This is a genomic window from Frigoribacterium sp. Leaf263 (genome assembly GCF_001422285.1).
Classification (GTDB): domain Bacteria; phylum Actinomycetota; class Actinomycetes; order Actinomycetales; family Microbacteriaceae; genus Frigoribacterium.
This window is the reverse complement of record NZ_LMMO01000004.1, coordinates 310,093-336,343: the sequence shown is the minus strand read 5'-3', so window position 1 is coordinate 336,343 and position 26,251 is coordinate 310,093. Positions and strand designations below refer to the sequence as shown.

The 26,251-nt window shown below is 72.8% G+C and carries 23 protein-coding genes; 5 read left to right on the top strand and 18 right to left on the bottom strand.

Annotated elements, in window-relative coordinates; translation table 11 throughout:
- Positions 1-256: 256 nt before the first annotated feature.
- Positions 257-1,960, bottom strand: coding sequence for a glycosyltransferase family 39 protein (locus tag ASF17_RS10835; RefSeq protein WP_055799461.1), 1,704 nt, complete (start codon positions 1,958-1,960; stop codon positions 257-259).
- Between the two features lie 366 nt (positions 1,961-2,326).
- Here ASF17_RS10835 and ASF17_RS10830 point away from each other — a divergent pair, with 366 nt between their 5' ends.
- Positions 2,327-2,980 (top strand): galactosyltransferase-related protein, encoded by a 654-nt coding sequence (locus tag ASF17_RS10830; RefSeq protein WP_055799458.1) that lies wholly within the window; start codon positions 2,327-2,329, stop codon positions 2,978-2,980.
- Between the two features lie 57 nt (positions 2,981-3,037).
- On the opposite strand, the gene ASF17_RS10825 is transcribed toward ASF17_RS10830, so the two are convergent.
- Together ASF17_RS10825 and ASF17_RS10820 are read right to left on the bottom strand one after the other, a co-directional pair.
- Entirely contained in the window at positions 3,038-4,489 is a 1,452-nt protein-coding gene (locus ASF17_RS10825) for a nucleotide disphospho-sugar-binding domain-containing protein (RefSeq protein ID WP_055800717.1), read from the bottom strand.
- Complete coding sequence (locus ASF17_RS10820) at positions 4,486-6,771, bottom strand: glycosyltransferase (RefSeq protein WP_055799455.1); 2,286 nt, start codon at positions 6,769-6,771, stop codon at positions 4,486-4,488. The genes ASF17_RS10825 and ASF17_RS10820 overlap by 4 nt, the downstream gene beginning before the upstream one ends.
- Before the next feature lie 209 nt (positions 6,772-6,980).
- Here ASF17_RS10820 and ASF17_RS10815 point away from each other — a divergent pair, with 209 nt between their 5' ends.
- Positions 6,981-8,222: a polysaccharide pyruvyl transferase family protein gene (locus tag ASF17_RS10815; protein ID WP_055799452.1), complete on the top strand. Its 1,242-nt coding sequence runs from the start codon at positions 6,981-6,983 to the stop codon at positions 8,220-8,222.
- Positions 8,223-8,354: 132 nt separating this feature from the next.
- On the opposite strand, the gene ASF17_RS10810 is transcribed toward ASF17_RS10815, so the two are convergent.
- From ASF17_RS10810 to ASF17_RS10765, 10 genes are all read right to left on the bottom strand, one after another.
- Complete coding sequence (locus ASF17_RS10810) at positions 8,355-9,734, bottom strand: carboxylesterase family protein (RefSeq protein ID WP_082475282.1); 1,380 nt, start codon at positions 9,732-9,734, stop codon at positions 8,355-8,357.
- A 216-nt stretch (positions 9,735-9,950) separates the two neighbouring features.
- Positions 9,951-11,477, bottom strand: coding sequence for an L-arabinose isomerase (gene araA / locus ASF17_RS10805; RefSeq protein ID WP_055799450.1), 1,527 nt, complete (start codon positions 11,475-11,477; stop codon positions 9,951-9,953).
- Positions 11,474-12,247 (bottom strand): L-ribulose-5-phosphate 4-epimerase, encoded by a 774-nt coding sequence (locus ASF17_RS10800; protein ID WP_055799445.1) that lies wholly within the window; start codon positions 12,245-12,247, stop codon positions 11,474-11,476. The genes araA and ASF17_RS10800 overlap by 4 nt, the downstream gene beginning before the upstream one ends.
- Positions 12,244-14,142: a ribulokinase gene (gene araB, locus ASF17_RS10795; RefSeq protein WP_235476550.1), complete on the bottom strand. Its 1,899-nt coding sequence runs from the start codon at positions 14,140-14,142 to the stop codon at positions 12,244-12,246. The genes ASF17_RS10800 and araB overlap by 4 nt, the downstream gene beginning before the upstream one ends.
- 72 nt (positions 14,143-14,214) lie before the next feature.
- The gene (locus ASF17_RS10790; protein ID WP_055799442.1) at positions 14,215-14,436 is read right to left on the bottom strand and encodes a hypothetical protein; all 222 of its coding nucleotides are present in this window, start codon (positions 14,434-14,436) and stop codon (positions 14,215-14,217) included.
- Positions 14,433-14,888, bottom strand: coding sequence for an SRPBCC family protein (locus ASF17_RS10785; RefSeq protein WP_055799439.1), 456 nt, complete (start codon positions 14,886-14,888; stop codon positions 14,433-14,435). Before ASF17_RS10785 ends, ASF17_RS10790 begins: the two co-directional genes overlap by 4 nt.
- Positions 14,889-15,028: 140 nt before the next feature.
- Entirely contained in the window at positions 15,029-16,042 is a 1,014-nt protein-coding gene (locus ASF17_RS10780) for a LacI family DNA-binding transcriptional regulator (protein WP_082475360.1), read from the bottom strand.
- A 67-nt stretch (positions 16,043-16,109) separates the two neighbouring features.
- Complete coding sequence (locus ASF17_RS10775) at positions 16,110-17,075, bottom strand: carbohydrate ABC transporter permease (RefSeq protein WP_082475281.1); 966 nt, start codon at positions 17,073-17,075, stop codon at positions 16,110-16,112.
- A gap of 2 nt (positions 17,076-17,077) precedes the next feature.
- Positions 17,078-18,070: a carbohydrate ABC transporter permease gene (locus tag ASF17_RS10770; RefSeq protein ID WP_055799433.1), complete on the bottom strand. Its 993-nt coding sequence runs from the start codon at positions 18,068-18,070 to the stop codon at positions 17,078-17,080.
- Positions 18,071-18,161: 91 nt separating this feature from the next.
- Positions 18,162-19,466, bottom strand: a complete 1,305-nt coding sequence (locus tag ASF17_RS10765; RefSeq protein WP_055799430.1) for an ABC transporter substrate-binding protein — start codon at positions 19,464-19,466, stop codon at positions 18,162-18,164.
- 211 nt (positions 19,467-19,677) lie between these two features.
- On the opposite strand from ASF17_RS10765, the gene ASF17_RS10760 reads away from it, so the two are divergent.
- From ASF17_RS10760 to ASF17_RS10750, 3 genes are all read left to right on the top strand, one after another.
- Positions 19,678-21,744 carry a beta-galactosidase gene (locus ASF17_RS10760; protein WP_082475280.1) on the top strand — a complete coding sequence of 689 codons (2,067 nt, stop codon included), beginning with the start codon at positions 19,678-19,680 and terminating at the stop codon, positions 21,742-21,744.
- 120 nt (positions 21,745-21,864) lie between these two features.
- On the top strand, positions 21,865-22,176 hold the full coding sequence (locus ASF17_RS10755) for a hypothetical protein (protein WP_055799427.1): 312 nt from the start codon (positions 21,865-21,867) through the stop codon (positions 22,174-22,176).
- Positions 22,177-22,255: 79 nt separating this feature from the next.
- Complete coding sequence (locus ASF17_RS10750) at positions 22,256-22,528, top strand: hypothetical protein (protein ID WP_055799424.1); 273 nt, start codon at positions 22,256-22,258, stop codon at positions 22,526-22,528.
- A 130-nt stretch (positions 22,529-22,658) separates the two neighbouring features.
- Here ASF17_RS10750 and ASF17_RS10745 read toward each other — a convergent pair whose 3' ends face one another.
- The 5 genes from ASF17_RS10745 to ASF17_RS10725 form a co-directional block, all read right to left on the bottom strand.
- Positions 22,659-23,615, bottom strand: a complete 957-nt coding sequence (locus ASF17_RS10745) for a helix-turn-helix transcriptional regulator (protein WP_055811539.1) — start codon at positions 23,613-23,615, stop codon at positions 22,659-22,661.
- Between the two features lie 114 nt (positions 23,616-23,729).
- A complete protein-coding gene (locus ASF17_RS10740) occupies positions 23,730-24,176 on the bottom strand; it encodes a hypothetical protein (protein ID WP_055799418.1) in 447 nt (148 codons plus the stop codon).
- Between the two features lie 216 nt (positions 24,177-24,392).
- Positions 24,393-24,695, bottom strand: a complete 303-nt coding sequence (locus tag ASF17_RS10735) for a hypothetical protein (RefSeq protein WP_055799414.1) — start codon at positions 24,693-24,695, stop codon at positions 24,393-24,395.
- Between the two features lie 63 nt (positions 24,696-24,758).
- Complete coding sequence (locus tag ASF17_RS10730; RefSeq protein WP_156357394.1) at positions 24,759-25,226, bottom strand: hypothetical protein; 468 nt, start codon at positions 25,224-25,226, stop codon at positions 24,759-24,761.
- A gap of 43 nt (positions 25,227-25,269) precedes the next feature.
- On the bottom strand, positions 25,270-26,139 hold the full coding sequence (locus tag ASF17_RS10725; protein WP_055800700.1) for an SDR family NAD(P)-dependent oxidoreductase: 870 nt from the start codon (positions 26,137-26,139) through the stop codon (positions 25,270-25,272).
- Positions 26,140-26,251: the final 112 nt, after the last annotated feature.

Sequence of the window (26,251 nt, the reverse complement as noted above, 5' to 3'; positions counted from 1 at the left end):
GGTGTCACGCGGAGAACGGGGTGTCGCGAAGGGGACGGGGTGTCGCGAAGGGGACGCGCCATCGCGTCGGCCCGGCCACGCCCGGCCAGCCCAGGCCGGCCCATCGCTACACCCGGTTTTCGGCGATGCACCCCGATAAATGCGGGTGTCGCGCCGAGAACGGGGTGTCGCGAAGGGGACGCGCCGGCGCGCGGGACGCGCGGCCGGCAGCGGCGCGCGGCCGGCAGCGGCGCGCGGCCGGCAGCGGCGCGCGGCGCTAGCGCTCGAGCTCGACGAGGCGGGCGCGGTGCGTGCTCCAGGAGTCGACCTCGACGTAGCCGTCGCCGAGCAGCTCGCGCAGACCCGACTTGGGCGAGGTGCTGCCGTCGGCCGCGACGTACTCGACGAACCAGACCCGCGGGGCGTCGTCGAAGCGACCGGCCGCGGCCGCCTCGGGCACCGTCAGCACGTCGTCGCGCCAGCCGTCGGCGTCGATGAACGGCGTCTTGAGCGTCACGTCGCGCAGCCCCTCGAACCCGTCGGGGTAGGTGTGCAGCGCGAGTCGCGGCTCGATCGACGGCTTCGGCGACTCGTCGAACACGAGAGCGTCGCCGGCCGAGGCGTGCTCGCCGACGAGGGCGCCGAGGTCCTGCCAGCCGGTCGCGTTCTTCGCGTACGGTCCGCGCTGGTCGAGCCAGACGGGGGCGGCGAGCCCCACGACGAGCGCGACTCCGAGCACCGCGACCGCCGTTCGTCGTGAGGCGAGCACGTCGATGCCGATCGCCACGAGGATCGCGACGGCCGGTGCGCTGAACGACAGGTAGCGACCCGAGAACGCGGGCACGGCGAGGTTCAGCACGAGCAGCGAGACGGCGGGGACGAAGGCGAGGAGGAGCGCCGTCACCGTGAGCACTCCCCGGGGCGTCACCGAGAGGGCGGCCGTCCAGCCGTCACGGGCGCGGTGCAGCAGTCCGACGACGAGCGCCACGACGGCGACCCCGACGAGCGCCCACGCGACGACGGCGAAGCGGGCGTCGCCGAACCACAGCTCGACGAGCAGCGCGCGCGGACTCGTCGTGTCGCGACGCGCGAGGAACGACACCTGGCCCCGCTGAGCGACCGAGAAGACGACGATCGGCGAGACCGCGAGCAACGCGACCACGACCGTCGCCGCCCAGGCCCGCAGGACGTCGGCACCCTCGCGCAGGCGCCCTCCGGCTGCGCCGGCACCCGCCACGCCTCCGGCCGAGACACGCGCGTCGCGTGCGAGCGCGGCCAGCAGCAGCGCGTGCACGCCCACGATCAGCCCGAAGTACACGAATACGCCGACGCCGGCTCCGGCGAGCACGCCGTAGGCGACCCAGTCCGCCCGGGAGGCGCGGTGCCGGCTGGTCACGATCCGCACCAGGGCCCAGGTGCTCCAGACGGCGAGGGCCGCGCCGATCGCGTACGACCGCGTCTCGGTGCCCATCGAGGTGACGCGGGGCAGCACGGCGGCGACGACTCCGGCGATGACGGCGAGGCGGCGGGTGCCGAGCCGGTCGACGAGCAGCACGACCCCGGCGACCATCGCGCCGACGGCGAGCGCCGACGGCAGTCGGGTCGAGAAGGGGGAGGCGCCGAACAGGTCGATCCAGAAGTGCAGCCCGAGGTAGTACAGCCCGTGGACGGCGTCGATGTGGCCGACCATGTGGAACAGGCTGGGCAGGGGGCGCTGCGCCGACATGACGCTCGCCGCCTCGTCGCCCCAGAACGACGGGATCCACGAGCCCGCGGCGGAGATGACGGCGGCGATCAGCCCGAGCACGACCGCGAGGCGGATCGGCGGGCGGGCGGCCGTCCGGGCTGCACCCCACTCCGCCGAGCCGCGGTCCGCCGCACGGCGGTCCGCCGCACGGACCCCGCCGCTCCGAGGGCCGCCGAGCGGGACGGGGATCGAGGAGGTGCCAGCCGACGGCGAGGGGGTGGATGCGCTGGTCACGGGGTGCCTCTCCGACCCGGGGCCCGTCCGCGGATCGTGGCCGAGGCGACCGACGGGCACCCGCAGGCCGAGGGGCGGACCGCGGAGGCGGCGCCCGGCTCGTTCCGGACGGTCGGCCGCGCAGAGCAGCCGCCGTCAGGGTATCGACGGCGTCTGCACGGCGGCTGCGGCGTGGGGGACGCCCGCGTTCCGCGGCCAGCGGACGCGCCGAGCGCGGCGAGCAGGGCGAGCAGGGCGAGCAGGCGCGGGCGGGTGCCGGCGCCGACGCTCCCCCGCCGGCGACCCTCGGCCCGCCGAGCGGGTCCCACGCCGAGCGTGTCCACCGCCGCGGCCCGATCGCCGACACCCCGCCGCTAGGCTCGCGGGATGGTCACCGTCGTGCTCCCCTGGCGTCCGCAGCCCAGCCGCATCGCGGCCTTCGAGGTCGTCCGCGACTGGTACGCGGCGGCGCTGCCCGAGGCCGTCATCCGGACGGTCGACTCGCCCGACCCGGTGTTCAACCTGGCCCAGTGCCGCAACCTCGGCGTCGCGGCCCTCGCCGACGACGAGATCGCCGTGATCGGCGATGCCGACACCCTCCCCCAGCGCGAGCCCCTGCTCGCCGCGATCGAGGCCGCGCGCGACAGCGGCAGCGTGCACCTCCCCTACACCGAGTACCACTGGCTCGGGCGCGAGGGGACCGCGCAGGCGGCCGCCGGGACGCCCCTCGAGCAGTGCGACTTCGAGCTCGTGCGGGGCGCGTGCTCGGGGGTCTACGTGACCCGCGCCTCCTCGTGGCGCAGTCACGGCGGACAGGACGAGCGGTTCCGCGGCTGGGGCTTCGAGGACGCCGCGTGGTACCTCGCGCACAGCACGCTGCTCGGCGAGGCTCCGCGGCGGCACGAGGGCATGGTCTTCGCGCTGCATCACCAGGCCGAGTCGCGCGAGGGGCCGCAGTACGACGCGAACGCGGCCCTCATGGAGCGGTACCGCGAGGCCGCCGTCAGCCCCGAGGCGATGCGCGCGGTCGTCTTCGGCTGACACCCGACCCGACCCTAACCGCAACGACCCGAGCCGAGGAGGCGCGGGCCGGCCGGGTCAGCGCCCGGCGGTCAGCGCCGTCGCGGCTCGCACCCTGCCCGGCACCTCGTTCAGCGCCGAGGCGAGCGCGGCCAGGCCCGCCGCCGCGTCGGGCGCGCTCTCGGCGAGGGCGAGCACATGCTGCAGCGCCTCGGCCAGCTCGCCCTCCGTCGCCGTGTTGGGTGCGAGGGCCACGCCGAAGCCGGTCCGCTCGAGCGCCGCGGCCCCGGCGAACTGGTCGGTCGAGAACGGCAGCACGACGAGCGGCACACCGGCGGTCATCGCCTCGGTCACGCTGTTGTTGCCCCCGTGCGTCACGGCCGCGGACGCCGCCCCGAGCAGCCTGACCTGCGGCAGGAACTCCCGGACGAGCCAGTCGGACGGGATCTCGCCGAGGTCCTCCCGCGTGCCCGACCCCAGCGCGATCGCCGCTCGGACGCCGAGCGTGCGGAGCGCCCCGGCCACGCGCCCGAGCACGTCCGAGCGCACCGACAGGAAGCTGCCGAAGCTCACGTACACGAACGGCTCCGCGGCTGCGGCGGGTTCCTGTCGGCCAGTGCGGGTCAGCGCTGACCCGCCCTCGATGACGGGAACCCGCCGAACCGCGGCGCCCTGAGCGAGCCAGGCCTCGACCTCGGGGTCCGCGGGCTCGGTGCGCACGGCCGAGCCGAGCCAGACGTGCGGCGGCAGGAGCTCCTCGCGAGCCGGGTCGGCCAGCTCGCCCGGGTAGTTGTAGAGCAGCAGCTCGCCGTGCTCGCCGAACGCGCTCGTCGACGGCGGCAGGTCGGGGGCCAGCTCGGCGAGCGCGGTGTTCCACTCGGCGGTGAACGACGCGTCGACCCGCTCGCACAGCTCGCGCAGCCCGGCGATCCCGGCGGCGTCACGTCGCGTGGCACCCCCGGCCCCGGTCTCCGCGGCGACCCCGGCCTCCCCGCCGGCGGCGTCGTCGAACGCGGCAGGCCACTCCGGCGGGCAGCCGTACACCTCGTCGCCGACGGGCAGCGCGGTCGGGTGTCCGAGCACGACGTCGGCGTAGGGCACCCCTCCGGCGACGAGCGCGAGGCGGGCGCTGAAGGCCAGGTGGTCGACGATGATCCGGTCGGGGGCGACCTCGGCGACGACGGCCAGCACGGCGCGGGCCGTCTCGACCGGCTGCCACATGAGGTCGGTCAGTCGTTCGCGCGCCTGGTAGCCGAGCGTCTCGATCATGCCGAGGCGGGTCGCGTCGAAGAAGCCGCGGAGCGATGCGTCCTCGTCGGCGACCTGCTCCTCGGCGCGGATGACGCCGGGGTTCGAGCCGCGGCCGAGCTGCAGGTGGGCGCGCTCGAAGCCGAACGACTCGACGATGGAGGCGGTGGCCGGGCCGGTCGCCACGACCACCCGTTCGCCGCGCTCGCGCCACTCGGTGGCGAGGGTGGCGAGCGGCAGCAGGTGCGAGGCGTAGTCGGGGCTGATCACGAGCAGGGTCATCGCGAGCTCACGCTCCACTCGCGCTGCTCGAGCTCGTCGTCGTGCACGGTGCCGTAGACCCCCGTGAGGGCGCCGGCCATGGCCTGGATGGTGAACGACCGCTCGACGGTGTCGCGTGACCGGCCGGCCCGCGCCTCCGTCGTCTCGGAGCCCGCCGCCTCGAGCGCCTCGGCCATCGCGAGCCGGAGCGCCTCGACGTCCCATGTGCGGGTCAGGAACCCGGTGTCGCCCTGCCGCACGTACGTCGACGGCCCGCCGCCCTCGGGCGCGACGACGAGCAGCCCCGACCCCATCGCCTCGAGCAGCGCGATGCCGAACTCCTCCTTCAGGCTGCCGCAGACGTAGACGCCGCGAGGCGCCGACAGACCGGGCACGCCGAAGCGCGCCGCCGCGACCCACCGGGCGACGGTGTCGTTCGGACGGTGCCCGGGCAGCAGCAGGCCGGAGGCGCGGTGCCGGTCGGTCGGGACGATCCCGTCGATGAGGTCGAGCTGCTCCCGCTCGTCGGCGCTCGGGTGCCGCAGATCGCCGCCGATCAGCAGCAGATTCGCCCGGTCGCTCAGCGCACCGGCCCCGCCGGCCGCGCCGGCCCCGTCGCCCGCACCGGCCCCGTCGCCCGCACCCCCGCCGGCCCATGCCTCGACGATCGTCGCCATGCCCTTGACGCGGTGCAGGCGCCCGACGCTCACCAGCAGGGGCAGACCGCGCCGCGCCTCCGGGAGGGTCTCGAGCAGGTCGCGCAGCTCGGCGAGCGGCGGGGTCGGCGGCAGACCCGCCGCGTGCTCGGCCGCCTCGGTCACCGAGCGGTCGACCACGTCGAGGTCGATCCCCTCGGGCACGACGGTGTGCCGCTCGGGGTGGGCCGTGATGTCGATGCCGACGAGCTCGCGCATGTCGCGCCGCAGCTCGGGCCGGGGGAACAGCACCGTGTGCGACGCGTTGGCGGCCAGCTGCTGCACCAGTCGGGTGCGGAACCAGAAGTGCTCGCGCTCGTCGACGTCGCCGAACGTCTCGCGCGTGAGACCGCCCGCGAGGTCGAGCGACTGGATGACGGCGTGCGGGTCGGGGGCGACCGTGAACACCACGGGGATGTCGAGCTCGCGGGCCACGTCGGAGGCCGCGAGCGAGCCGACGTCGGCCATCCGCAGGTGGAGCAGATCGACCCCGCCGCTCGTGCGGAGGATGCGGCGGATGCCCCGACGGGCCGCGACGCGCAGCGGCCAGGCCGTCGCCGACGAGACCGGCTCGCTGAGCAGCGGAACGCGACCGTACGTGTGACCCGAGGTCGTGGCGGCGACGCGTTCGACGCTGTCGAGCGCCCCGGCGGCGGAACCCCGCGAGAGGGTGACCACCCGGCCGACGCGAGCCGTCCCGGCTGCCGCGCCCGCGCCTCCTCGGCCCGCATCGGCTGCGAGAGCACCGGCGTGGGCACCGGCGCCGATCGCGCGCCCGGCGAGCGCGTCGCCGAGTCGCACGAGCAGCGTCGCGATCCCGCCGTTGTCGCCGCTGCCCGCCTGGGTCAGGTCGGCGTCGATGTCGGCGTGCAGGAAGAGCTGAGCCACGGTGAGGTCGTCCGACGGGATCCGCAGACCCTCGTGCCGGGCCGACAGGTCGACGACGGCCAGCCGGGCGACGTCGCCGAGGAACCCCTCGTGCCGGGCCAGCCCGTCGACCGCCGAGGCCACGGCGACGTCGCCCCGGCGCTGTCCGAGGGCCGAGACGGCGGCGACCCGCACGCGCTCGTCCTCGCCCGGGTCGAGCGCCACGGCGAGCAGGGGGCGGGTCGCGATCGCCGCGCGCACGAGGCCGAGCGTCTCGACCAGGCGGTAGCGCGCGCCGGGTTCGTGCACGCCGAGCAGCGCGCCCTCGAGGCCGACGGCGACGAGGGCGGGCGACGACGACGTCCACTGCTCGAGGGTGCGCTGCGCGACCATGCCGGTGAACCCGCCCGCCGCGACGAGGCCGATCAGCCGCCCGATCGTGTCGTAGCGAGGGAGGCGCTGGCTGAGAGCCGAGGCGGCGTGCTCGCGCAGGAACGTGCGTTCGCTCGACAGCAGCGCCGAGAGCACGACGTCGGCCTCGTCGTCGAAGACCTGGGCGAGGGCGTTCGCGGCGGCGACCGCGACCAGCTGATCGTCGCTCGAGAGGGCCGACCGCAGCACGCGGATCGTGCGGGGGCCGCCGGTGCGGGCCGCGTCGAGCGCGAGCTCGTCGGCGAGGCGCATGGAGTCGACGAGGCGCTCGGCCTCGTGGATCGCGTCGAGCGAGGTCTGGATCCCCATGGTGCCGCCTCTCGGGTGGGTCGCCGGGTCGGGCGCAGCGCCCGGACTCCCCGGGCCGCCCGGACTCCCCGGGCCGAGGGGAGCCTATCGCCGCGCGGGGTCGCGCAGGCGCGTGCGCCGCCCCACCCGTCCGGAGCCCCGCCCCGCGATCCGCTACCGTCGTCTGGGCGCGGATCCGCGACCCTCGAACCCCACCCCGGAGGCCCCGCGTGCGCATCGTCACCATCGGAGACGTCGGCGTCGTCGACGACATGATCCACATCGGCGACGAGGCCATGTTCGACGAGTTCGCGGCGCAGCTCCGGGCCCGCGGCGCGACCATCACGGGCGTCTCGTCGACCCCGGCCGAGACCTCCGCCCGCTACGGCGTCGAGGCCGTGCCCGCCCTGGACTTCTCGCCCGCGACGGCCGGTGACCGCGACGGACGGATCGAGCGCAGGAGGCGCGTGCTGGCCGCCGCCGACGGCGACCGTTCCGCACTCCCCGCCTCCGACGCCGCGTGGTCGGCCATCGAGGCGATCCGCGCCTCCGACGCCTTCGCCGTCGCCGGCGGCGGCAACATGGCGTCGCTCTGGCCGATGCACGTGTACGAGCGGGCGACCCTCGCCGAGCTCGCCCGCCGAGCGGGCAAGCCGTACGTCGTCACCGGTCAGACGATCGGACCGGTGCTCGACGGCGACGACCGCGCGCTCGTGGCCGAGCTGCTGTCGGGCGCCGAGCTGGTCGGGTTGCGCGAGCGCGCGTCGTTCGAGCTCGTGCGGACCCTCGGCGTGCCCGAGTCGCGGCTGACGGCGACGATCGACGACGCGAGCTTCGTCGGGCTCGGGCCGGGGCTCGGGGTCGGGCCGAGCACCGACGCGGCGACCGGCGCCGCAGCCGCCGCCGCACCGTACTGCGCCGTGAGCCTGTCCGCGCACGTGGGAGCCGCCGACCGCACCGCGTTCGCGGAGGCCGTGGCGCGCCTCCTCGACCGGGTCGTCGACGAGACGGGACTCGAGGTGGTGTTCCTGGCGCACTGGGCGTCGCTGCGGAGCGACGACGAGCGCGGCGACTCGCTGCTGCACCGCGCCGTGATCGACCGCATGACCCGGCCCGCCCGCGTCGAGCCCACCACCGACACCGCCGCGGCCGCCCGGTTCGCCCGCGAGGCGTCGCTGCACCTGACGAGCCGCTACCACCCGGCCGTGTTCGCCGTCGCGGCGGGCGTTCCGACGGTCGGCATCGCGGTCGACGACTACACGACGGTCAAGCTGACCGGCGCGCTCGCGAACTTCGGCCAGTCGAGCGTCGTCTCGGCCGAGCAGGTGCTGACCGGCTCGGCGGACCGGATCGTGCTCGACGCCTGGGGCGCACGCGACGCGGTGCGCACCGCCTGGGAGGCGCGGGTCGGCCCGGCCCGGACCGCCTCCGCCGCGTGGTGGGACCGCCTCGCCGCCGCCCTCCGCGCCTAGCCGCGCCGCGCGGAGCCCGCGCCGCTACACCCGCTTTTCGGCGCTAAACCCCGGTAGATGCGGGTGTAGCGCCGAAAACGGGGTGTCACGCGAGCGAGCCGCCGGCGCGCCGGCTCGCCGGCGAGGCGCGCGTCAGCCCCGGTCGAGCGTGATCGTGTCGCGAGCCCCCGCGGCCGCGTCGGACGCCAGCGCGCCCGTCCGGGCGAAGTCTGCCCAGATCTGCCGCACCCGGCGCCCTCGGCGGTCGACGTCCTCCCACGCGCTCGAGCCGATCAGCCGCGTGTGCCCCCACGACTCGCGCCCGCCGAGCAGCAGCGGCACGTCGGTCACGTGGGCGGCGCCGAACTCGGCGCCCTCGGGGGCCCAGGTCATCCGGTACCGCACGGCACGACCGCCGGAGGCGCGGTGCCGGTCCGCGAACGCCCGCGCGTCCCGGCCGTAGATCACGTGGGTCGTCCCGCCGACCAGCACCCTGCGCACCAGCCCGCCCACGAGGGGCAGCGCGGCGAGGCGACGGAGCGCCGGGATGAACATCAGGAAGAGCCCGGTCTCTTCGGTGGTCGTGCCGATCAGCACGTCGATCCGCGGAGCGACGCGGCGCCAGGCGGCGTCGCGGTCGGCCTCGGCGGGCAGGGGCGACCTGCCGTACTGCAGCCCGAACGCCATGCCGCCGCGCAGTCCGAAGCGGCGTGCGGCCCTCTCGGCGACGGCCTGCTGGGCGAGCAGCTCGTCGATCGGGGCGTCGCGGGCCGGCGTGCCGACGGCGGCGGCCATCGCGGCCGCCATCTTCGAGCGGCCCGACGTGATGCCGAGCGGCGCGCTCTGCACGATCGCCCGCTGGAAGAGCCCCTCGGCGCCGTCGGCGATCATCAGGTGGGCGATGGCGTCGCCGCCGGCGGACTGGCCGAAGAGGGTGACGCGGTCGGCCGCGCCGCCGAACGCCCCGATGTTCGCGTGCACCCAGCGGAGCGCCTCGAGCTGGTCGAGGAGGCCGAGGTTCGCGGGGATCCGATCGTCGTCGGCGAAGAATCCGAGCATGCCGAGGCGGTACGTGACGGCCACGACGATCACGCGCTGCTCGACGACGAGCGCCCGAGGGTCGTAGACGGAGAGGTCGCCGGCACCGGTCACGTACGACCCGCCGTGGATCCACACCATGACCGGCAGCCGCTCGTCGGGCCGGGCGTCGGCGGGCAGGGTGATCGAGACGAACTGGCAGCTCTCGTCGGCGATCAGGCCGTCGCCGGCGCCCTCGATGAGCGAGCTCAGGGTCTCGGACGGCAGCTGCGGCGACCCCGGCGAGGGCTCGAAGGCGAGCACGGGCTCGGTGGCCGGCGGCACGGGCCGGGGCGGCGCGAAGCGCTCGGACTCGGCGTAGCGGATGCCCGTCGCCCGCACGACGTCGCCGTCGACCCGGCCGATGATCACGCCGGCCGGTGTCTCGAACCGTCGCCGCGCCTCCTCGGGGATCGATGCGGCAGGAGGCGCGGTGCGAGAGGTCTGTTCGGTCACCCCGCCACGCTAGGCCGCCCTCCTGCGCCCGGCCCGCGTGCTCCGCTCAGGCTGCCGAGTGGTCGGAAGATGTCCTTCGCGGCCAGTGGAAGGACATCTTCCGACCACTGGACCGGCCGGCGGGCCCGGCGGGCGGACCGGCCAGCCGGCGGGCCCGGCTAGCGGGCGGGCCGGCGGGCCCGGCCGGCCGGTGGCCCGGCCGGCCGCGCGCGACGCCTACAGGCCGCGGGCGAGGCGGTGGTACGCGGCGTTCCAGGCGACCTCGTGACGGAAGTCGCGGATGCGGGTGTCCTCGTCGATGACGAGCAGCTCGGTCTCGACGATGCGGGCGAGGTCCTCGAAGGCCTCGAGGCCGACCGCCGTCGACATCACCGTGTGGTGCGCGGCGCCGGCGGTGAGCCAGGCCTCGGCCGACACGGGGAACGAGGGGCGGGGCTTCCACACCGCGCGGCCGACCGGCAGGTTCGGGAGGTCCTCGTCGGGCTCGACGACGTCGACGACGTTCACGGTCAGGCGGAACCGGTCGCGCACGTCGCTCATCGCGACGACGACGGCCGGGCCGGGGTCGGCCGAGAAGACCAGGCGCACGGGGTCGTCCTTGCCGCCGATGCCGAGCGCGTGCACCTCGAGCGACGCGCGCTGCGACGTCAGGGCGGGGCTGACCTCGAGCATGTGCGCCCCGAGGATCTTCTCCTCGCCGGGGACGAGGTGGTACGTGTAGTCCTCCATCAGGGAGGCGCCACCCGGCAGACCGGCGCCCATCACGTTGGCCGCGCGCACCAGCACCGAGGTCTTCCAGTCGCCCTCGGCGCCGAAGCCGTAGCCCTCGGCCATGAGGCGCTGCACGGCGAGACCGGGCAGCTGCTTGAGAGCGCCGAGGTCCTCGAAGTTCGTCGTGAAGGCGCTGAAGCCGCCCGCCTCGAGGAACGACCGGAGGCCGATCTCGATCGCCGCCCCGTCGCGCAGCGACTGGTGACGCTCGCCACCGGCGCGGAGCGCGGGGACGACGTCGTACTCGGCCTCGTAGACGGCGACCAGCGCGTCGATCTCGGACTCGGTCGCGGCGGCGACGGCCTCGGCCAGCTCGTTGACGCCCCAGGTGTTGACCTGCACGCCGAAGGCCAGCTCGGCCTCGGTCTTGTCGCCCTCGGTGACGCCGACGAAGCGCATGTTGTCGCCGAAGCGCGCCAGCTTGAGCGAGCGCATGGCCGAGGCGCCGGCCGCGGCGCGCATCCACGTGCCGACCTGCTTCTGCACGCGGGGGTCGCTCACGTGACCGACGACCGTCTTGCGCGGGACGCCGAGCCGGGTCTGCATGTAGCCGAACTCGCGGTCGCCGTGCGCGGCCTGGTTGAGGTTCATGAAGTCGAAGTCGATGTCGGCCCAGGGCAGCGCGACGTTCGCCTGCGTGTGCAGGTGCAGCAGGGGCTTGCGGAGCGCGTCGAGTCCGCCGATCCACATCTTGGCGGGGCTGAACGTGTGCATCCAGGCGGTGACGCCGATCACCGAGTCGTCGAGGTTGGCCTCGAGCATCGTGCGGCGGATCGAGTCGGCGTCGGTCAGGACGGGCTTCCAGACGAGGCGGACGGGCACGTCGGAGGCGGCGGCCAGCTCGTCGGCGATCGCCTTCGACTGGTCGGCGACCTGCTTCAGGGTCTCCTCCCCGTAGAGACCCTGGCTGCCGGTGAGGAACCAGACCTCCTTCGAGGCGAGGAACGCGGTGGGGTCGAGGGTGTCGTTCATGAGAGTTCTCCGTTGTTCGAGACTGCAGGTCGGGCGATGTCGGGGGTGGCCGAGCCTGCGGCCCGGGGCAACGCTCCGCGTTGCCCATAGACGTTCTGGTACCGGTCGAACAGAGCGTCGATGCTCTGCTGAGGGATGGGGAGGGGTTCGCCGAGCTGGCGGGTGATGTGAACGGTGCGGGCGACGTCCTCCGTCATGACCGCGGCCTTGACCGCGTCGCGAGCGTCCTTGCCGATCGTGAAGACGCCGTGGTTCTGCATCAGCACGGCGCGGCTGCGGTGACCGGTGAGCGTCTCGACGATGCCCTCGCCGATGGACTCGTCGCCGATGATCGCGAAGGGCCCGACGGGGATCTCGCCGCCGAACTCGTCGGCCATCGCGGTGATGACGCAGGGGATCGCCTCGCCGCGGGCGGCCCACGCGGTCGCGTAGGTGGAGTGCGTGTGCACGACTCCCCCGACGTGCGGCATGTTGCGGTAGACGTGGGCGTGCGCCGCGGTGTCGCTCGACGGGCTGCGGTCGCTGCCCGGGGTGCCCTCGAGCACGGTGCCGTCGAGGCGGCAGACGATCTGGTTCTCGGGCGTCAGGTCGTCGTACGAGACGCCGCTCGGCTTGATGACGAAGAGGTCGGTGCCGGGCACGCGGCCCGACACGTTGCCGCCCGTCCAGACGACGAGGCCGTAGCGCACGAGCTCGGCGTGCAGCGTGGCGACGTCTTCGCGGGTGGCGTCGATGGCCGCCTGGGTCGCGCGGTCGATCCAGCCGCTCATGCGGAGACCTCGGCGTCCACGGCGGCCTGCTCGACCGAGTCCGAGTCCGAGTCCGAGTCCGAGTCGGAACCCGGAGCCGAGGAGGCGCGGGTCGCCTCCCGACGCATCGCCCGCAGGCGGTGCATCACGTCGTTGCCGCCGCGGCCGAACCAGTCGTGCAGCAGCAGGTACTCGGCGTAGAGGGCGTCGTAGGCGTCGGCGTTCGCGGGGTCGGGCGTGTAGGTGGCGCGCTCGACGCTGCCCATGGCCTCGGCCGCGGCGCGGATGTCGGCGTAGGCGCCCGCGGCGACGGCGGCGTGGATGGCCGACCCGAGGGCCGGGCCCTGCTCGCTCGTGATCGTCGAGATCGGCATGCGGAGCACGTCGCTGTAGGTCTGCATCAGGTGCTTGTTCTTCAGCAGACCGCCGGCGGCGATGAACTCCGTGACGGGCACGCCCGACTCGTCGAAGGCCTGCACGATGCGACGCGTGCCGAAGGCCGTGGCCTCGAGCAGCGCTCGGTAGCCGTCGGCGGGCGACGTGGCGAGCGTCTGACCGACGATGACGCCGCTCAGCTCGTGGTCGACGAGCACCGAGCGGTTGCCGCTGTGCCAGTCGAGGGCGACGAGCCCGTGGGCGCCGACCAGCTGCTCGTACGCGACGTCGGTGAGGTGCTGGTGCACGCTCTTGCCGGCGGCCGTGGCGTCGTCGACGGCCGACTGCGGCACCTGGTTCTTGACGTACCAGGCGAAGATGTCGCCGACACCCGACTGACCGGCCTCGTAGCCGTAGAGGCCGTCGACGATGCCGCCGTCGACCACGCCGCACATGCCGGGCACCTCGGCGAGCTTGTCGCCGTTCATGACGTGGCAGGTGCTCGTGCCCATGATGGCGACCATCTGGCCGGGCTGGGTGGCCTTCGCGGCCGGGGCGGTGACGTGAGCGTCGACGTTGCCGACGGCCACGGCGATGCCCTCGGGGAGGCCCGTCCAGCCGGCGGCCTCGGCGGTCAGCGTGCCGGCGGAGTCACCGAGCGCGCCGATCTCGTGCACGACCTTCGTCTCGGCGAAGTCCGCGAAGTCGGGGTTCAGCGCAGCGAGGAACTCGCGGCTGGGGTACTCGCCGTCCTGGTAGATGCCCTTGTAGCCCGCGGTGCAGGCGTTGCGGACGTAGCGCCCGCTCAGCTGCCAGACGATCCAGTCGGCGGCCTCGACCCAGTGCTCGGTCGCGGCGTAGACCTCGGGGTCCTCTTCGAGCAGCTGGAGGCCCTTGGCGAACTCCCACTCGCTCGAGATGAGTCCGCCGTAGCGGGGCAGCCACGACTCGCCGCGCTCGGCCGCGAGCTCGTTGATGCGGTCGGCCTGACCCTGCGCCGCGTGGTGACGCCAGAGCTTGACGAAGGCGTGGGGATGCGAGGCGAAGCGCTCGAGCTCGTTGAGCGGGGTGCCGTCGGCCGTGGTCGGGACCATCGTGCACGCGGTGAAGTCGGTGCCGATGCCGACGACGGCCGCCGGGTCGACGCCCGACGCGGCCAGCGCCTCCGGCACGGCGTTCTTCAGCACGTCGACGTAGTCGGAGGGCACCTGCAGGGCCCAGTCGGCGGGGAGCCGCTCGCCCGTGCCCGGCAGCGTCGTGTCGACGACCGCGTGCGGGTACTCGAAGACGCCGGCGCCGAGCTCGGCGCCGTCGGAGACGCGCACGACTACGGCCCGGCCGCTGAGGGTGCCGTAGTCGACGCCGACGACGTAGGTCTCGGTCGAGGCGCCCGGGGCGGTGGGGCCGGAGCCGCCGGCGACGGGGCCGTCGCCGGTCTCGTCGGGGGTGGCCGGGGGAACGTGATCGACCATGATGACCTCTTCGTCGTCGGGGTGGGCGGGCGGACCCCGCACCGAAAGTGAGCGCTCACATTCTGCCATGTGAGCGCTCACCCTGCAACGCGGAGGAGGCGCGGGTCGCCGTCTCGGTCGACCCGCGCCTCCTCGGGATGTTCAGTTGTAGTCGTGCCCCGCGACCCCCGTCGCCCGGTAGACGACCGGGTCGGAGTCCGCCGTGTCGGCGTCGAGCTCGTACGTGATGTCCTCGCCGTCGGCCGCTCCCGGTCGCGTGAGCGACTTCACCGGGGCTCCCGCGATCGACTCGAGCTGCTCGGTCGACACCTCGGCGCCGCCCTCGTCGACGAACGACGCGGTGTACGTCGACTCGTCGCTCATGCCTGGACGTCTCCGCGCCAGGCGCCCGTCTCGGCGCCCTGCGACTCGATGAACTCCTTGAAGTTGCGGAGATCCTTCTTGATGGCGTGGTTGTCGGCGCCGAGCGTGTTCCCGACCTTCTCGAGGAAGCCCTCGGGGGTCCAGTCGATCTGCACGGTGATGCGCGTCTCGGAGTCGCTCAGCTTGTGGAACGTGACGACGCCGGCGTGGTCGACCTCGCCGCCGGTGCTGTTCCAGGCGACGCGCTCGTCGGGGTGCTGCTCGGTGATCTCGGCCTCGAAGGTCTTCTCGACCGGCCCGACCTTGACCTTCCACACCGTGAGGGTGGGCGTGGTCTGGGTGATTGACTCGACCTCGTCGAGGAACTTCGGGAAGTCCTCGAACTGGGTCCACTGGTTGTAGGCGACGCTGACGGGCACGCTGACGTCGATGGTCTCGATTGCTTGCGACATGGTTCGTCCTTCGTTCTGCTGGTGGAACAGGTCTGACGTGGACGGTAGGTCCAGGCGCAGGGCCGTGTCCGGGCCGTCCAGCGGATTGGCAGGGCGACGGGGGACGCGCCGCCCCGCCGGCAGGGTCGAGGAGGCGCGGGTCAGGTGGTCGCGCGCCGCACCAGCTCGGTCGGCAGCGTCATCGCCGCGGGCTTCTGTCCGTCGATCAGCTGCAGCAGCAGACGCACCATCTCGGAGCTGATGCGGTCGAAGGGCTGACGCATCGTGGTGAGCGGGGGCTCGGTCTCGGCCGCGATGCTCGAGTCGTCGAAGCCGCCCACGGCGACGTCGTCGGGCACACGGCGCCCGGCGGCGGCGAGGGCGTCGAGCGCGCCGGCGGCCATCCGGTCGTTGGCCGCGAAGACGGCGTCGACGTCGGGTGATGCGGCCAGCAGATCGGCCATGGCGGCCTCCCCGCTCGCCCGCGAGTAGTCGCCGTGACGGATCAGGCTCTCGTCGAGCTCGTCGCCGAGCTCCACGCGGTAGCCGTCGAGCCGGGTGATGCCGCCGGGGGTGTCGAGCGGGCCGGCGATCGTCGCGATGCGGCGACGCCCCAGCGACCGGAGGTGCGCGACCATCTCGCGGGCGCCCTCCTCGTCGTCGGCGGCCACGTAGCCCATCCGCCTCTGGTACCCGAGCGGGATCCCGCACGCGATCGCGGGCACACCCGAGCCGACGATGTCGGCGAGCAGCCGCTGACCGCTGTGCGCCGAGACCAGCAGCACGCCGTCGACGTGACCGGCCTCGATGTACGCGACGGCCCGCTTCTGCTCGGCGGCCGACCCGGCCATGATCAGCACGAGCGACATGTCGCTGTCGGCGAGCGCCGCCGCGGTGCCCTTGAGCAGGGCCGAGAAGTTCGGATCCTCGAAGAGCTGCTGGTGGTCCTCGGTGAGGAGGAACGCCACCGAGCCGGTGCGGTTCGTCGCCAGGCTGCGCGCGTGCGGGTTGACCCGGTAGCCCGTCTTCTTGATGGCGGCGTCGACGGCGGCCTTCGCGTCGGGGCTGACCCACCGGCCGCCGTTCAGCACGCGCGAGACCGTCCCCCGCGAGACGCCCGCCTGGTCGGCGACGTCGTTGATCGTGGGCCGCTGGCGACCGGGCGTGCTCGTCACGCGCACAGCCTAGGGCTCCGATCGCGCCGAGCCGCGCCCGCCCGCCCGGGCCGACCCGCGCCTCCCACTATTTGACGGCGCCCGCGGCGAGGTCGACCCTCCAGTACCGCTGCAGCACCAGGAAGATCAGGATCAGCGGGATGACCGACAGCAGCGCCCCGGTGATGACGAGCGTGTACAGCGCCGGAGCCGACGCCCCCTGGTTCAGCAGGCCGTTCAGGCCGACGGTCAGAGGGAAGAGCGAGTCGTCGCCGAGCATGATGTAGGGCAGCATGAAGTTGTTCCAGATGGCGACGAACTGGAACAGGAAGATCGTCACGAGACCCGGTCCGAGCATCGGCACGGCGATGCGGTGGAAGATGTGCAGCTCGCCGGCGCCCTCGGTGCGCGCCGCCTCGATCACATCGGTCGGCACGGCCGCCGCGCCGTAGATGCGAGCCAGGTAGATGCCGTAGGGGCTGATGATCTGCGGCAGCAGCACACCCCAGAAGGTGTTGGTCAGACCGACGTTCGCCAGCAGGAAGTACTGCGGGATCGCCAGGATGACGCCGGGCACGAGCACGCCCATGAGCAGCACGTTGAAGACGACCTTCTTGCCCGGGAACTCGAACTTCGCGAGCACGTAGCCCGACAGCGCCGACACGTAGGTCGAGGCGAGGGCGCCGATGCCGGCGTAGAGCGCGGTGTTGAGCATCCACCGCCAGAAGAGGCCGTCGCGGTACTGGCTCAGCGCGACGAGGTTGTCGAGCAGGTGCGTGCTGGGCGCGAGGGTGAAGGTCGAGAACAGCTCGCCGCCGCTCTTCGTCGACGCCATCACGACCCAGAGCACGGGGAACAGGCAGTAGACGGCGCCGATCAGCACGATGGCCGTCGAGACGAGGCTGCGACGCTCGGTCAGCGAGCTGCCGCCGGGGCGACGGACGCTGCGGGGCCGGCCCGCGCCTCCGGGGCCGGTCGCCGAGGAGGCGCGGGTCGGGTCGACCGGGGAGCGTTCGCCGCGTCGGGTGGTGTCGTCGAGGTCCGCGATGGTCATGGTCAGTCCTCCTGGCCGAAGGCTCGCTTCTGCACGACCCGGAGGAAGAAGAAGGAGACGATGAAGGCGGCGAGGGCGATGACGACCGAGGTCGCCGCAGCCGAGTAGATGTCGTCGCGGGTGAACGCGTCGCGGTAGACGAGCATGAGCGGCGACCAGCTGGTCGACAGGCTGTTCGTCAGAGGCCGCAGGGTGGTCGGCTCGGCGAAGACCTGGAGCGTCGCGACCATCGAGAACAGGGCGGTCATGACGAGCGCGGGGGCGACCATCGGGATCTTGATGCGGAGGGCGATCTGCACCTCGCTGGCGCCGTCGAGGCGGGCGGCCTCGTAGATGTCGCTCGAGACGGCCTTCAGCGACGTGTAGATGACGATCATGTTGAAGCCGACGCCGCCCCAGAGGGCGATGTTCGCGATGGCGAACAGGATGGTGCCCGAGCCGAGCACGCCGGGGACCTCCCAGCCGAAGCGCTCGAACACGTAATAGAACGGGCTGACCGCCGGCAGGTACAGGAACCCCCAGAGCAGCGAGCTGATCACGGCGGGCACGGCGTAGGGCAGGAAGATCGCGATGCGGGAGAACGACGTGGCGCGGGTGCGCTTCGAGTCGAGCAGCAGGGCGAAGAGCAGGGCGAGACCGAGCATGCAGGGCACGAGCACGAGGCCGTAGAGCAGCACGCGGCCGACGCTCGAGCCGAACTCGGGGTCGGTGAGGGTCCCGATGTAGTTCTCGAGGCCGGCGAACCCGGTGCCGCGCGCAGCCGAGCCGAGGCCGAGGCCCGAGACCTGCTTCTTCTGGAAGCTGAGGAAGAGCGTGTAGATGATCGGCGCCGCCATGAAGAGCACGAAGAGGATGATCCCGGGCGCGAGCATGGCGTAGGGGGTGAGCACGCGGCTGCGGAAGCTGCCGGTGCCGTGCCGCCCGACGGGGGCGGTCGCCCGGCGGTCGGACGCGGCGCCGACCGGCGGGGTGATGGGGGTGAGCGTGTCGGCCATGACGGTTCCTCGCTGGTCGCGGACGGTGACGGTGTCGGAGGGGTGAGGGAGGAGGGGCGGCTCAGGATGCCGCCCCTCCTGGTCGTCTCGGCTACTCGACCGAGAAGCCGCTCTTCACGAGGTCGTCGGTCGTGATCTCCTGCATGGCGTCCACGGCGTCCTCGAAGGCCGACTGCGTGCGGGCGTCGGCGGCCTTGGCGAACTCGTCGTTGTACGCGCTGAACGCGACGTTGACGTTCGGGCCGTAGGTGAACGGCGCGACGGTCGACGACGCCTCGGCGGCGATGTCGTAGAAGTCGCTCTGCTGGCTGAAGAACTCCGGCGCCGTGTCCAGCGCGGGGGCGGCGGCGTCGGTCGCGGCCGGGTAGACGCCCGAGATGTCGGCGAGCGCGGCGACGGCCTCGGGGTCGGTGTTCAGCCAGGTGGCGAACTCGACGGCCGCCTCCTTCTCATCGGACTGCGTGGTGACGGCCGTGGTGGACCCGCCCCAGTTCCCGTCGGACGGGTTCGCGGCATCCCACTGGGGCAGCGGCGCGGCGGTCCACTTGCCGGCGGTGTCGGGTGCGTTGCCGCTCAGCACGCCGGGAGCCCAGACGGAGCTGATCCAGCCCACCTGCGAGCCGTCGTTCAGGCCGGCGTTCCACTCGGGGGTGTACATCGGCTTGTTGTCGATCGCGCCGCTCTCGACCAGGCCGCCCCAGTACGAGGCCACCTGCTCGGTCGGGTCCTCGGCGATGTCAACCCCCCAGCTCTGGTCGTCGATGGACCACCAGGAGGCGCCGGCCTGCTGCGAGAGACCGGCGAACCAGCCCGCGTCGTTGGCCGAGAAGGTCCCGAGGTACTTGCTCGGGTCGGCGGCGTGCAGGTCCTCGGCGACCTGGGCGTACTCGTCCCAGGTGGTGGGGACGTCGAGGCCGAACTGGTCGAGGATGTCGGTCCGGTAGTAGGCCATCATCGGGCCGCTGTCCTGCGGGATGGCGTAGACGCCCTGTCCGTCGAGGGTGACGGACGACCAGACGCCCTCGCTGAACCCGCCCTCGAGGTCGCCGGCGCCCTGGTCGGTGAGGTCGGCCAGCGCGTCGGACGAGACGAGCGTGGGGATCTTCTGGTACTCGGCCTGGATGAGGTCGGGGGCGCCGCTGCCGGCCTTGATGGCGGTGAGCAGCTTCGTGATGGCGGGGTCCCCGCCGTCCTGCTTGTTGACCGTGACCTGGATGTCGGGGTTCTGGTCGTTCCAGATGTCGACCACCTTGTCGAGGTTGGGGGCCCAGGCCCAGTAGGTCAGCTCGACGGGACCGTCGGACGAGCTGCCTCCCCCGGCGCCGGAGCAGCCGGTGAGGATGAGGGCCGCCGTGGCGACCGTGACGACGCCGATGCGGCGGAGTGAGCTGTGCATTCGTCCTCCTTGAGGAAAGCAAGAGCTGGTGGAGCGGACAGCGCGAGCCGGGAGAACCACCACGCTGTGCCTGTGAGCGGTAACAGTTACGCACACGGCTTTTCTGTTGTCAACACGGCTTTCGTAACGGTTCGGCAGGGCAGTTGCATCCTCTGCACGCCTTTCGCGTGTGCTAGAACTGGGAGCGCACACAGTCAAAGGAGATCACCGCATGTCACTCGACCTCGACGCCCCGGCCGTCACGCCGACCCCCGAGAGCGAACCGCGTCGCACGACGAGCTGGCTGCCCGGCCGTGCCGACATCCGCTACGGCGGCGACTACAACCCCGAGCAGTGGCCCCGCGAGGTCTGGCTCGAGGACATCGCGCTGATGAAGCAGGCCGGCATCAACCTGGTCAGCGTCGGCATCTTCTCGTGGGCCCTGCTCGAGCCGCGCGAGGGCGAGTACGACTTCACGTTCCTCGACGACATCCTCGGCCTGCTGCACGACGCGGGCATCGACGTCGACCTGGCGACCCCCACGACCGTGCCGCCGGCCTGGTTCTGGACGGCCTACCCCGACTCCCACCCGGTGACCCGCGAGGGCCTCACCCTCGGCCGCGGCTCGCGCGGCATGGTCAGCCCGAGCTCGCCCGACTACCGTCGCGCCGCGACCGCCATCACCGAGAAGCTCGCCGAGCGCTACGCGACCCACCCCGCGGTCGTGCTCTGGCACGTGCACAACGAGTACGGCGCCCCCATCAGCGACGACTATGGCGTCCACTCCGTCCGGGCGTTCCGCGCCTGGCTGAAGACCCGCTACGGAACGCTCGAGGCCCTCAACGCCGCCTGGGGCACGCTCTTCTGGGGGCAGACCTACGGCGAGTGGACCGACATCGACGCGCCCCGCGTCTCGGCCACCGTCGTCAACCAGACTCAGCGGCTCGACTTCGCGCGGTTCACCTCCGACGCCCTGCTCGCCTGCTTCGTCGCCGAACGCGACGTGATCAAGAGGCATGCGCCGCACCTCCCGGTCACCACCAACTTCATGTCGACCAACTGCCCGTCGATCGACTACTGGAAGTGGGCCCGCGAGGTCGACGTCGTCGCGAACGACCACTACCTCGTCGCCGAGCGGCACGACAACCACGTGCTGCTCGCCCTGGACGCCGACCTGAACCGGTCGCTGGCCGGGGGCGACCCGTGGATGCTGATGGAGCACTCGACCGGGGCCGTGAACTGGCAGCCCCGCAACATCGCGAAGCGCCCGGGCGAGCTCGCCCGCAACAGCACGACGCACCTGGCCCGCGGCGCCGACGCCATCCTGTTCTTCCAGTTCCGCGCCTCGCGCTACGGGGCCGAGAAGTTCCACTCGGCGATGCTGCCCCACGCCGGCACCTCGTCGCGCATCTGGCGCGAGGTCGTCGAGTACGGCGCCGAGCTCGGTCGCCTCGCCGAGGTGCGCGGATCCCGGGTGGAGGCGCGGGTCGCCCTCCTCTGGGACGTCGAGTCGTTCTGGGCCCACGACCTCGAGTGGCGCCCGTCGGTCGAGCTCGACCACCGCGAGCGCATCGTCGCCTTCTACACGGCGCTCTGGAACCTGGGCGTCACCGTCGACTTCCGCCACCCGCACGACGACCTGTCCGGCTACGACCTCGTGCTCGCGCCGTCGCAGTACATCGTCGACGCCGAGACCTCCGAGAACCTGACCTCGTACGTCCGAGCGGGCGGGCGCTTCGTCGCGTCGTACTTCTCGGGCGTCGTCGACGAGAACGACGCCGTGCCGGCGGGCGGCGCACCCGGCGGCCTGCGCGAGGTGCTGGGGCTCTCGGTGCCCGAGTTCCTCCCCCTCTACGCCGACCAGGTCGTCACGCTCGACTCGGGCGCGACCGGCACCGGCTGGTCGGACGACATCGTGCTCGAGGGCGCCGAGGCCGTGGCCCGGTACACGACCGGCCCGGCCGCCGGCGGACCGGCCGTCACCCGCCACCACCTCGGCGACGGGACCGCCTGGTACGTCTCGACGCGCCTCGCCGGCGGCGACCTCGCCGCGTTCGTCCGAGACGTGCTCGACGAGGCCGGGGTCGTCGTGCCCGAGGGCCACGTCGAGGGGCTCGAGGTCGTCACGCGCCACGGCGACGACGCAGTCTTCACGTTCTTCGTGAACCACGCCGACGTCGACGCGCAGGTGGACGCCGGCGTGGGCGTGGGCGTCGAGCTGCTGCACGGCGAGACCGTCGAGGGCTCGCTGACCGTGCCGGCGGGGGGCGTGCGCGTCGTGAGGAGCCCTCGCGGCTGACCCGCGCCTCCTCGGTCCACCCGGTGAACCGGGGAGGCGCGCGCGGGCGAGCGGGCGGGCCGCGGGTGACCTGTCGTCCGACCCCTTGTCGGCGGCACCGGCACCGACTACACAAGGGCCATGAAGCACATCACGTTCGCCTCCAAGTCGCTCTTCGTCGATGACGAGGCGGCGGACACGCTGCTCGAGTACGCCGCACTGCTCGCCCAGTCGGGCGACGCCGACACGGTCGAGCTGAACGCGATCAACGCGGATGGCAACCAGGTCGTCGCGACGCTCCTGCTCGACTCGGGGTCTCCTCTGATGGCGGAGACGACGACCAGCTCGCTCGAACCTCCCGAGAACGACGAGGCGGTCGCCTACATGCGGACCGAGATCGGGCGCGCGTTCTCGGCCCTGCTGCCCGACGAACGGCAGGGGAGCCGGGACTAGGGCATCGTCCGGGCGAACCGTCCGGCCACTGTGCGAGTCTTGTTTTGAATTACTCAAAAGACGGTCTAGAGTCGGACGCATGACCTCGACGCACAACTCCACCTCCACCGCCCAGCTGCACCCCCTGGGTGGCCACTACGTCTCGCGGGTCGGCACGGGCGCGGGCGTCGGCTCGTACACCGGCTCGAGCGCCCACGACGCCACGGTGATCGGCTCGTACGTCACGACCGGCGCCGCGCGCAACCTCGCCGTCGGTCGCTACACGCGCAGCGAGCGACGCGGCGTCTCGGCCTGGACCACCGCGGTCCGCACCCTCACGGGGTCGATCGTCACGCACCGCGCGGCTGCCTGAACCGGGCGCGCGCTCTGCCCGGAGAGGGACGTCTTGCCGCGGGGCCCCCGCGCAAGGCGTCCCTTTTCCGCTGGAAAGCGCCGAGCGGGCTGGGCGCGCCGAGCCGGTGCAGCATCAGCGCCGACCGGCGTCAGCGGTGCAGCGTCGCGGAGGGCTTCTCGCCGAAACGCTCGCCGTACGAGGCCGAGAACCGGCCGAGGTGGGCGAAGCCCCAGCGCGTCGCGATGGCGGCGACGGTGGTCTCGCGCGGCCCGAGGTTGAGCAGGTCGGCCCGCGCGCGGTCGAGGCGGATGCCCCGTAGGTAGTCGGTGGGCGTCACTCCCAGCTGGCGGCTGAACGCCACCTGCAGACCGCGGAGGCCGAGGCCCGCGTGCTCGGCGATCTCCGTCGGAGTGATGGGCAGGTGCGCGTTGGCGTGCATGAACTCGACGGCTGCCCGCAGGCGCGCGTTGCGCGGGGCGAGGAGCTGCTCTGGGAGCTGCGGCCCGCGGTGCTTGAACGTGTTGAGCAGTGTGACGGCGGCGAGCCGGTTGACCTCGGAGCGCAGCAGAGGCGTGGCCTCGCCGCCGAGGACGGTCTTGGCCACCGTCGTGATCGTGTTCTTCCAGTCGCGGAGGGCGTCGGCGTCGGGGACGGCCGTGTGGTCGAACTCGAGCGAGCCCGGGAGCGTGCCCTCCTCTTCGGCGGCCACGCGTTCCAGGAACCCGGCGTTGAAGTGGACGAGGTTCTGGCGGTAGTCCTCGAACTCGAACTCGAACTCCTTGCCCGTCGGGAACATCGCCGGCCGGCCGATCTGGAGGGGCAGCTCGTCGCCGTTCAGGTCGTAGACGCCGGAACCGCCGGTGATCCACGAGACGACGTACTCGTTCTCGGGCTGGATCGCGCCCTTGATCGACCCGAGGAACATCGACGACCGCAACGTCATCTCGTCGTCGCCGGTGATCGTGTACCGGTACGCGAAGTCGGTCTCGGTGCGCTCCGTGTCGAAGCCCTTGCCGTTGTACCCGTCTTCGTACATGGCCCGGGCCTGATCCATGTCGCGACCCGCGATCTCCGACCTGATCGGCGGCTGGGTCTCACGGCTCATAGGCCGATAGTCCCATAAACGCACTCCCAGCGCCGAGCCGACAGCCGCAAAGCGCATCGGACGAGGAGGCGCGGGCCGAGAACCGCATCCGCCCTCGGTGCTCCGCGACCCGGCTCAGGCGTCTTCAGAGTCGCCCAGCACCTTGAGCAGCGCCGTCCGGAGAACCGATCGGAACGCCTTGGGAACGCGGATCCGGTAGGGGTGGCCGGCCTGCAGGGTCAGCACGACGACGGGCCCCTGGACGACCAGCGCCCAGCCGGAGACGGCCGAGAGCGGCACATCCTGCGAGCCCTCCGGCACCTCGGGGCCCTCGACGTGGACCCGGTCGGGGTAGACGAACACGGCGTGGTGGTCGCCCGAGAGCGTGGCGGAGCACTCGAAGACGAGATCCGGGTCGAGCTCGCCGTAGAACTCGGCCCAGTCGTCATCGGCCGTGAGGTCGGGCACGGCCGGACGGCGGTCGCTGAACGCCGCGGGAAGACCGTCGGAACCGGAGAAGGAGTCGAGGAGGTCGCTCCGTGATCGACGCGGAGAGGTCGGGTCGGGTCGCAGCTCGGTCACGACGCACCACCCTCCATCTCGGACGAATTCCTTTACGACGTCAGTCAATCAGCAGGGCCCACCTCCCCGCGAGCAGGTCACTGCCAGCCTCCGCCTCAGCGGGGGACCTCGCGAGCGTCGGATCGGCAGCGGGGTGGGGATCGCGGGGGCTCTCCGGTCGCCGAACCGATGTCGGCGCACAGTCCGCAAAACGAACTCCGCAGGAGCACGCGGCGATCAGCCCGCGATGAGAGCGAACGACTCGCTTCGCATGTAGCCCATCATCGAACCGACGTCGGCGGACGACGACAGGGAGACGTCGACGATCGAGGTGCCGGAACTCGGGTCGGTCGTGGCGGTCGGGGCCGGAGACGCGGGCACGTCGATCGTCGCCCGATCGGACGGGGAGGTCTCGGTCGCGACCCCGAGCGGGCCGCGCCCCCAGAGCACCGTCGCGACGAGGAGGACCAGCCCGACGGTCGTCAGCATCATCGTGCCGTGGACCGCGCGGCGCGCTGCGTCGTGTCCGTCCTGATGCATGACTGCCCCTCTCGTCTCGACGACGTTAGGGGGTGCAGATCACCGCCTCCTGGGTCGCACCCGTCAACACGCTGACAACGGGGGTCGCACCCCCGTGGCCACGCTCTCGACGAACCTCAGGGCGATCGCCGTGGCCGCGGCCTCGTAGCCGGGGTACTCGGGCAGCCCCTGCGCCAGGAGCGAGAGCAGCACCACCACGTCGGTCGTGCGGATCGTCGAGACCACCGACCCGTCGTTCCGACCGCGGGCGACGAGCACGTCGATCCGCCGACGGATCTCGTGGTCGAGACGCGCGACCTCGGGCGCCGGCAGACCCGGCGCCCCGAAGCCGGGCAGCATCAGCCGGTCACGGCCGTCGATCACCTCGGCGAACAGCGTCTCGAGACCGGAGATGCCGTCCGCCTCGAGAGCGATCACCTGGTCGAGCAGCGAGAGGGTGTCACCGTACGCCCGGGTCACCACCCCCTGGGCGGCCGGGGGGTCGTCGGCGTCGGGTCCATCGGGCACGAGTCGGGGCGGGAGACGAGTCACGATATGTAGCCTACGAAACACCGGCTCCCGGCGCGACCCCGGCTCAGATCGTTTCGGGTGCCTCCGAGAACCGCGCGCTGCACTCCCAGAGGCCCCGGGCGAGCTCGGCGTCGTCGGCGGACCGGTGCAGACGCCCCGGTGCGCGCAGCCGGTCGAAGTAGTTGCCGCTCGGCGCCGGGACCCGAGGCGCGGCGGCGAGTCGCACCAGCGGCTCGGCGCCCTCGTCGGTCGTCACGGCCAGCCGCTTGCCCAGGGTCGCGACCGTGCCCGACCCGCCGAAGCCCGAGGCGACGAAGCCGGGGTGGAACGCGAAGGCCTCGACGCCGGTGCCGCGCAGGCGACGCGCCAGCTCGCGGGTGAAGAGCACGTTCTCGAGCTTGGAGGCGCCGTAGGCCCGCATGCCGCCCGCCCACGGACCCGTGGCGGTGCCGAGGTCGTCGAGACGGACGCCGCCGAGCCGATTGCCGGCGCTCGAGGTCTGGATGATGCGGACGGCGCCCTCCGGCGCGCTCTCGGCCGTCTCGAGGAGGCGCGGCAGCAGCAGGGAGGTCAGGAGGAACCCCGCGAGGTGGTTGCTCTGGAAGGTCGTCTCGAAGCCGTCGCGGGTGCTCGTGCGTTCGGTGAAGAGGCCCCCGGCGTTGTTCGCCAGGACGTGGATGCGCGGGTGGTCCGCCAGCAGCGACGCCCCGAGATCGCGCACCTGGGCGAGGTCGGTGAAGTCGCAGACGTAGGCGCGTCCGCCCACCTCGGCGGCGACGGACGTCGTCCGGTCGGGGTTGCGGCCGACCACGGCGATCTTCGCGCCGAGCCGCGACAGCGCCCTCGCGGCGCTGCGGCCGATGCCGGAGCTCGCGCCGGTGATGACGATCGTGCGGTCGGACTGGTCTCGTGCCTCAGGCAGCGTCACGCTCATGCCTGCACCGTAGGCCCACCCTCCTCCGAGCGCGCCCGGTGAGCGGCACGACGGCGGCACGAGGACGACGGAGGCGCGGTGCCCGTCGGACACCGCGCCTCCGTGATCGATG

Bases quoted from the DNA above. Each gene is read 5' to 3' on its own strand.
- ASF17_RS10745 (WP_055811539.1), bottom strand. From the start codon at position 23,615: ATGAGCCGTGAGACCCAGCCGCCGATCAGGTCGGAGATCGCGGGTCGC.
- ASF17_RS10825 (WP_055800717.1), bottom strand. From the start codon at position 4,489: ATGACCCTGCTCGTGATCAGCCCCGACTACGCCTCGCACCTGCTGCCG.
- ASF17_RS10735 (WP_055799414.1), bottom strand. From the start codon at position 24,695: ATGCATCAGGACGGACACGACGCAGCGCGCCGCGCGGTCCACGGCACG.
- ASF17_RS10770 (WP_055799433.1), bottom strand. From the start codon at position 18,070: ATGGCCGACACGCTCACCCCCATCACCCCGCCGGTCGGCGCCGCGTCC.
- ASF17_RS10800 (WP_055799445.1), bottom strand. From the start codon at position 12,247: ATGAGCGGCTGGATCGACCGCGCGACCCAGGCGGCCATCGACGCCACC.
- ASF17_RS10755 (WP_055799427.1), top strand. From the start codon at position 21,865: ATGAAGCACATCACGTTCGCCTCCAAGTCGCTCTTCGTCGATGACGAG.
- ASF17_RS10765 (WP_055799430.1), bottom strand. From the start codon at position 19,466: ATGCACAGCTCACTCCGCCGCATCGGCGTCGTCACGGTCGCCACGGCG.
- ASF17_RS10725 (WP_055800700.1), bottom strand. From the start codon at position 26,139: ATGAGCGTGACGCTGCCTGAGGCACGAGACCAGTCCGACCGCACGATC.
- ASF17_RS10820 (WP_055799455.1), bottom strand. From the start codon at position 6,771: ATGGGGATCCAGACCTCGCTCGACGCGATCCACGAGGCCGAGCGCCTC.
- ASF17_RS10775 (WP_082475281.1), bottom strand. From the start codon at position 17,075: ATGACCATCGCGGACCTCGACGACACCACCCGACGCGGCGAACGCTCC.
- ASF17_RS10830 (WP_055799458.1), top strand. From the start codon at position 2,327: ATGGTCACCGTCGTGCTCCCCTGGCGTCCGCAGCCCAGCCGCATCGCG.
- ASF17_RS10790 (WP_055799442.1), bottom strand. From the start codon at position 14,436: ATGAGCGACGAGTCGACGTACACCGCGTCGTTCGTCGACGAGGGCGGC.
- araB (WP_235476550.1), bottom strand. From the start codon at position 14,142: ATGGCAGAATGTGAGCGCTCACTTTCGGTGCGGGGTCCGCCCGCCCAC.
- araA (WP_055799450.1), bottom strand. From the start codon at position 11,477: ATGAACGACACCCTCGACCCCACCGCGTTCCTCGCCTCGAAGGAGGTC.
- ASF17_RS10760 (WP_082475280.1), top strand. From the start codon at position 19,678: ATGTCACTCGACCTCGACGCCCCGGCCGTCACGCCGACCCCCGAGAGC.
- ASF17_RS10785 (WP_055799439.1), bottom strand. From the start codon at position 14,888: ATGTCGCAAGCAATCGAGACCATCGACGTCAGCGTGCCCGTCAGCGTC.
- ASF17_RS10750 (WP_055799424.1), top strand. From the start codon at position 22,256: ATGACCTCGACGCACAACTCCACCTCCACCGCCCAGCTGCACCCCCTG.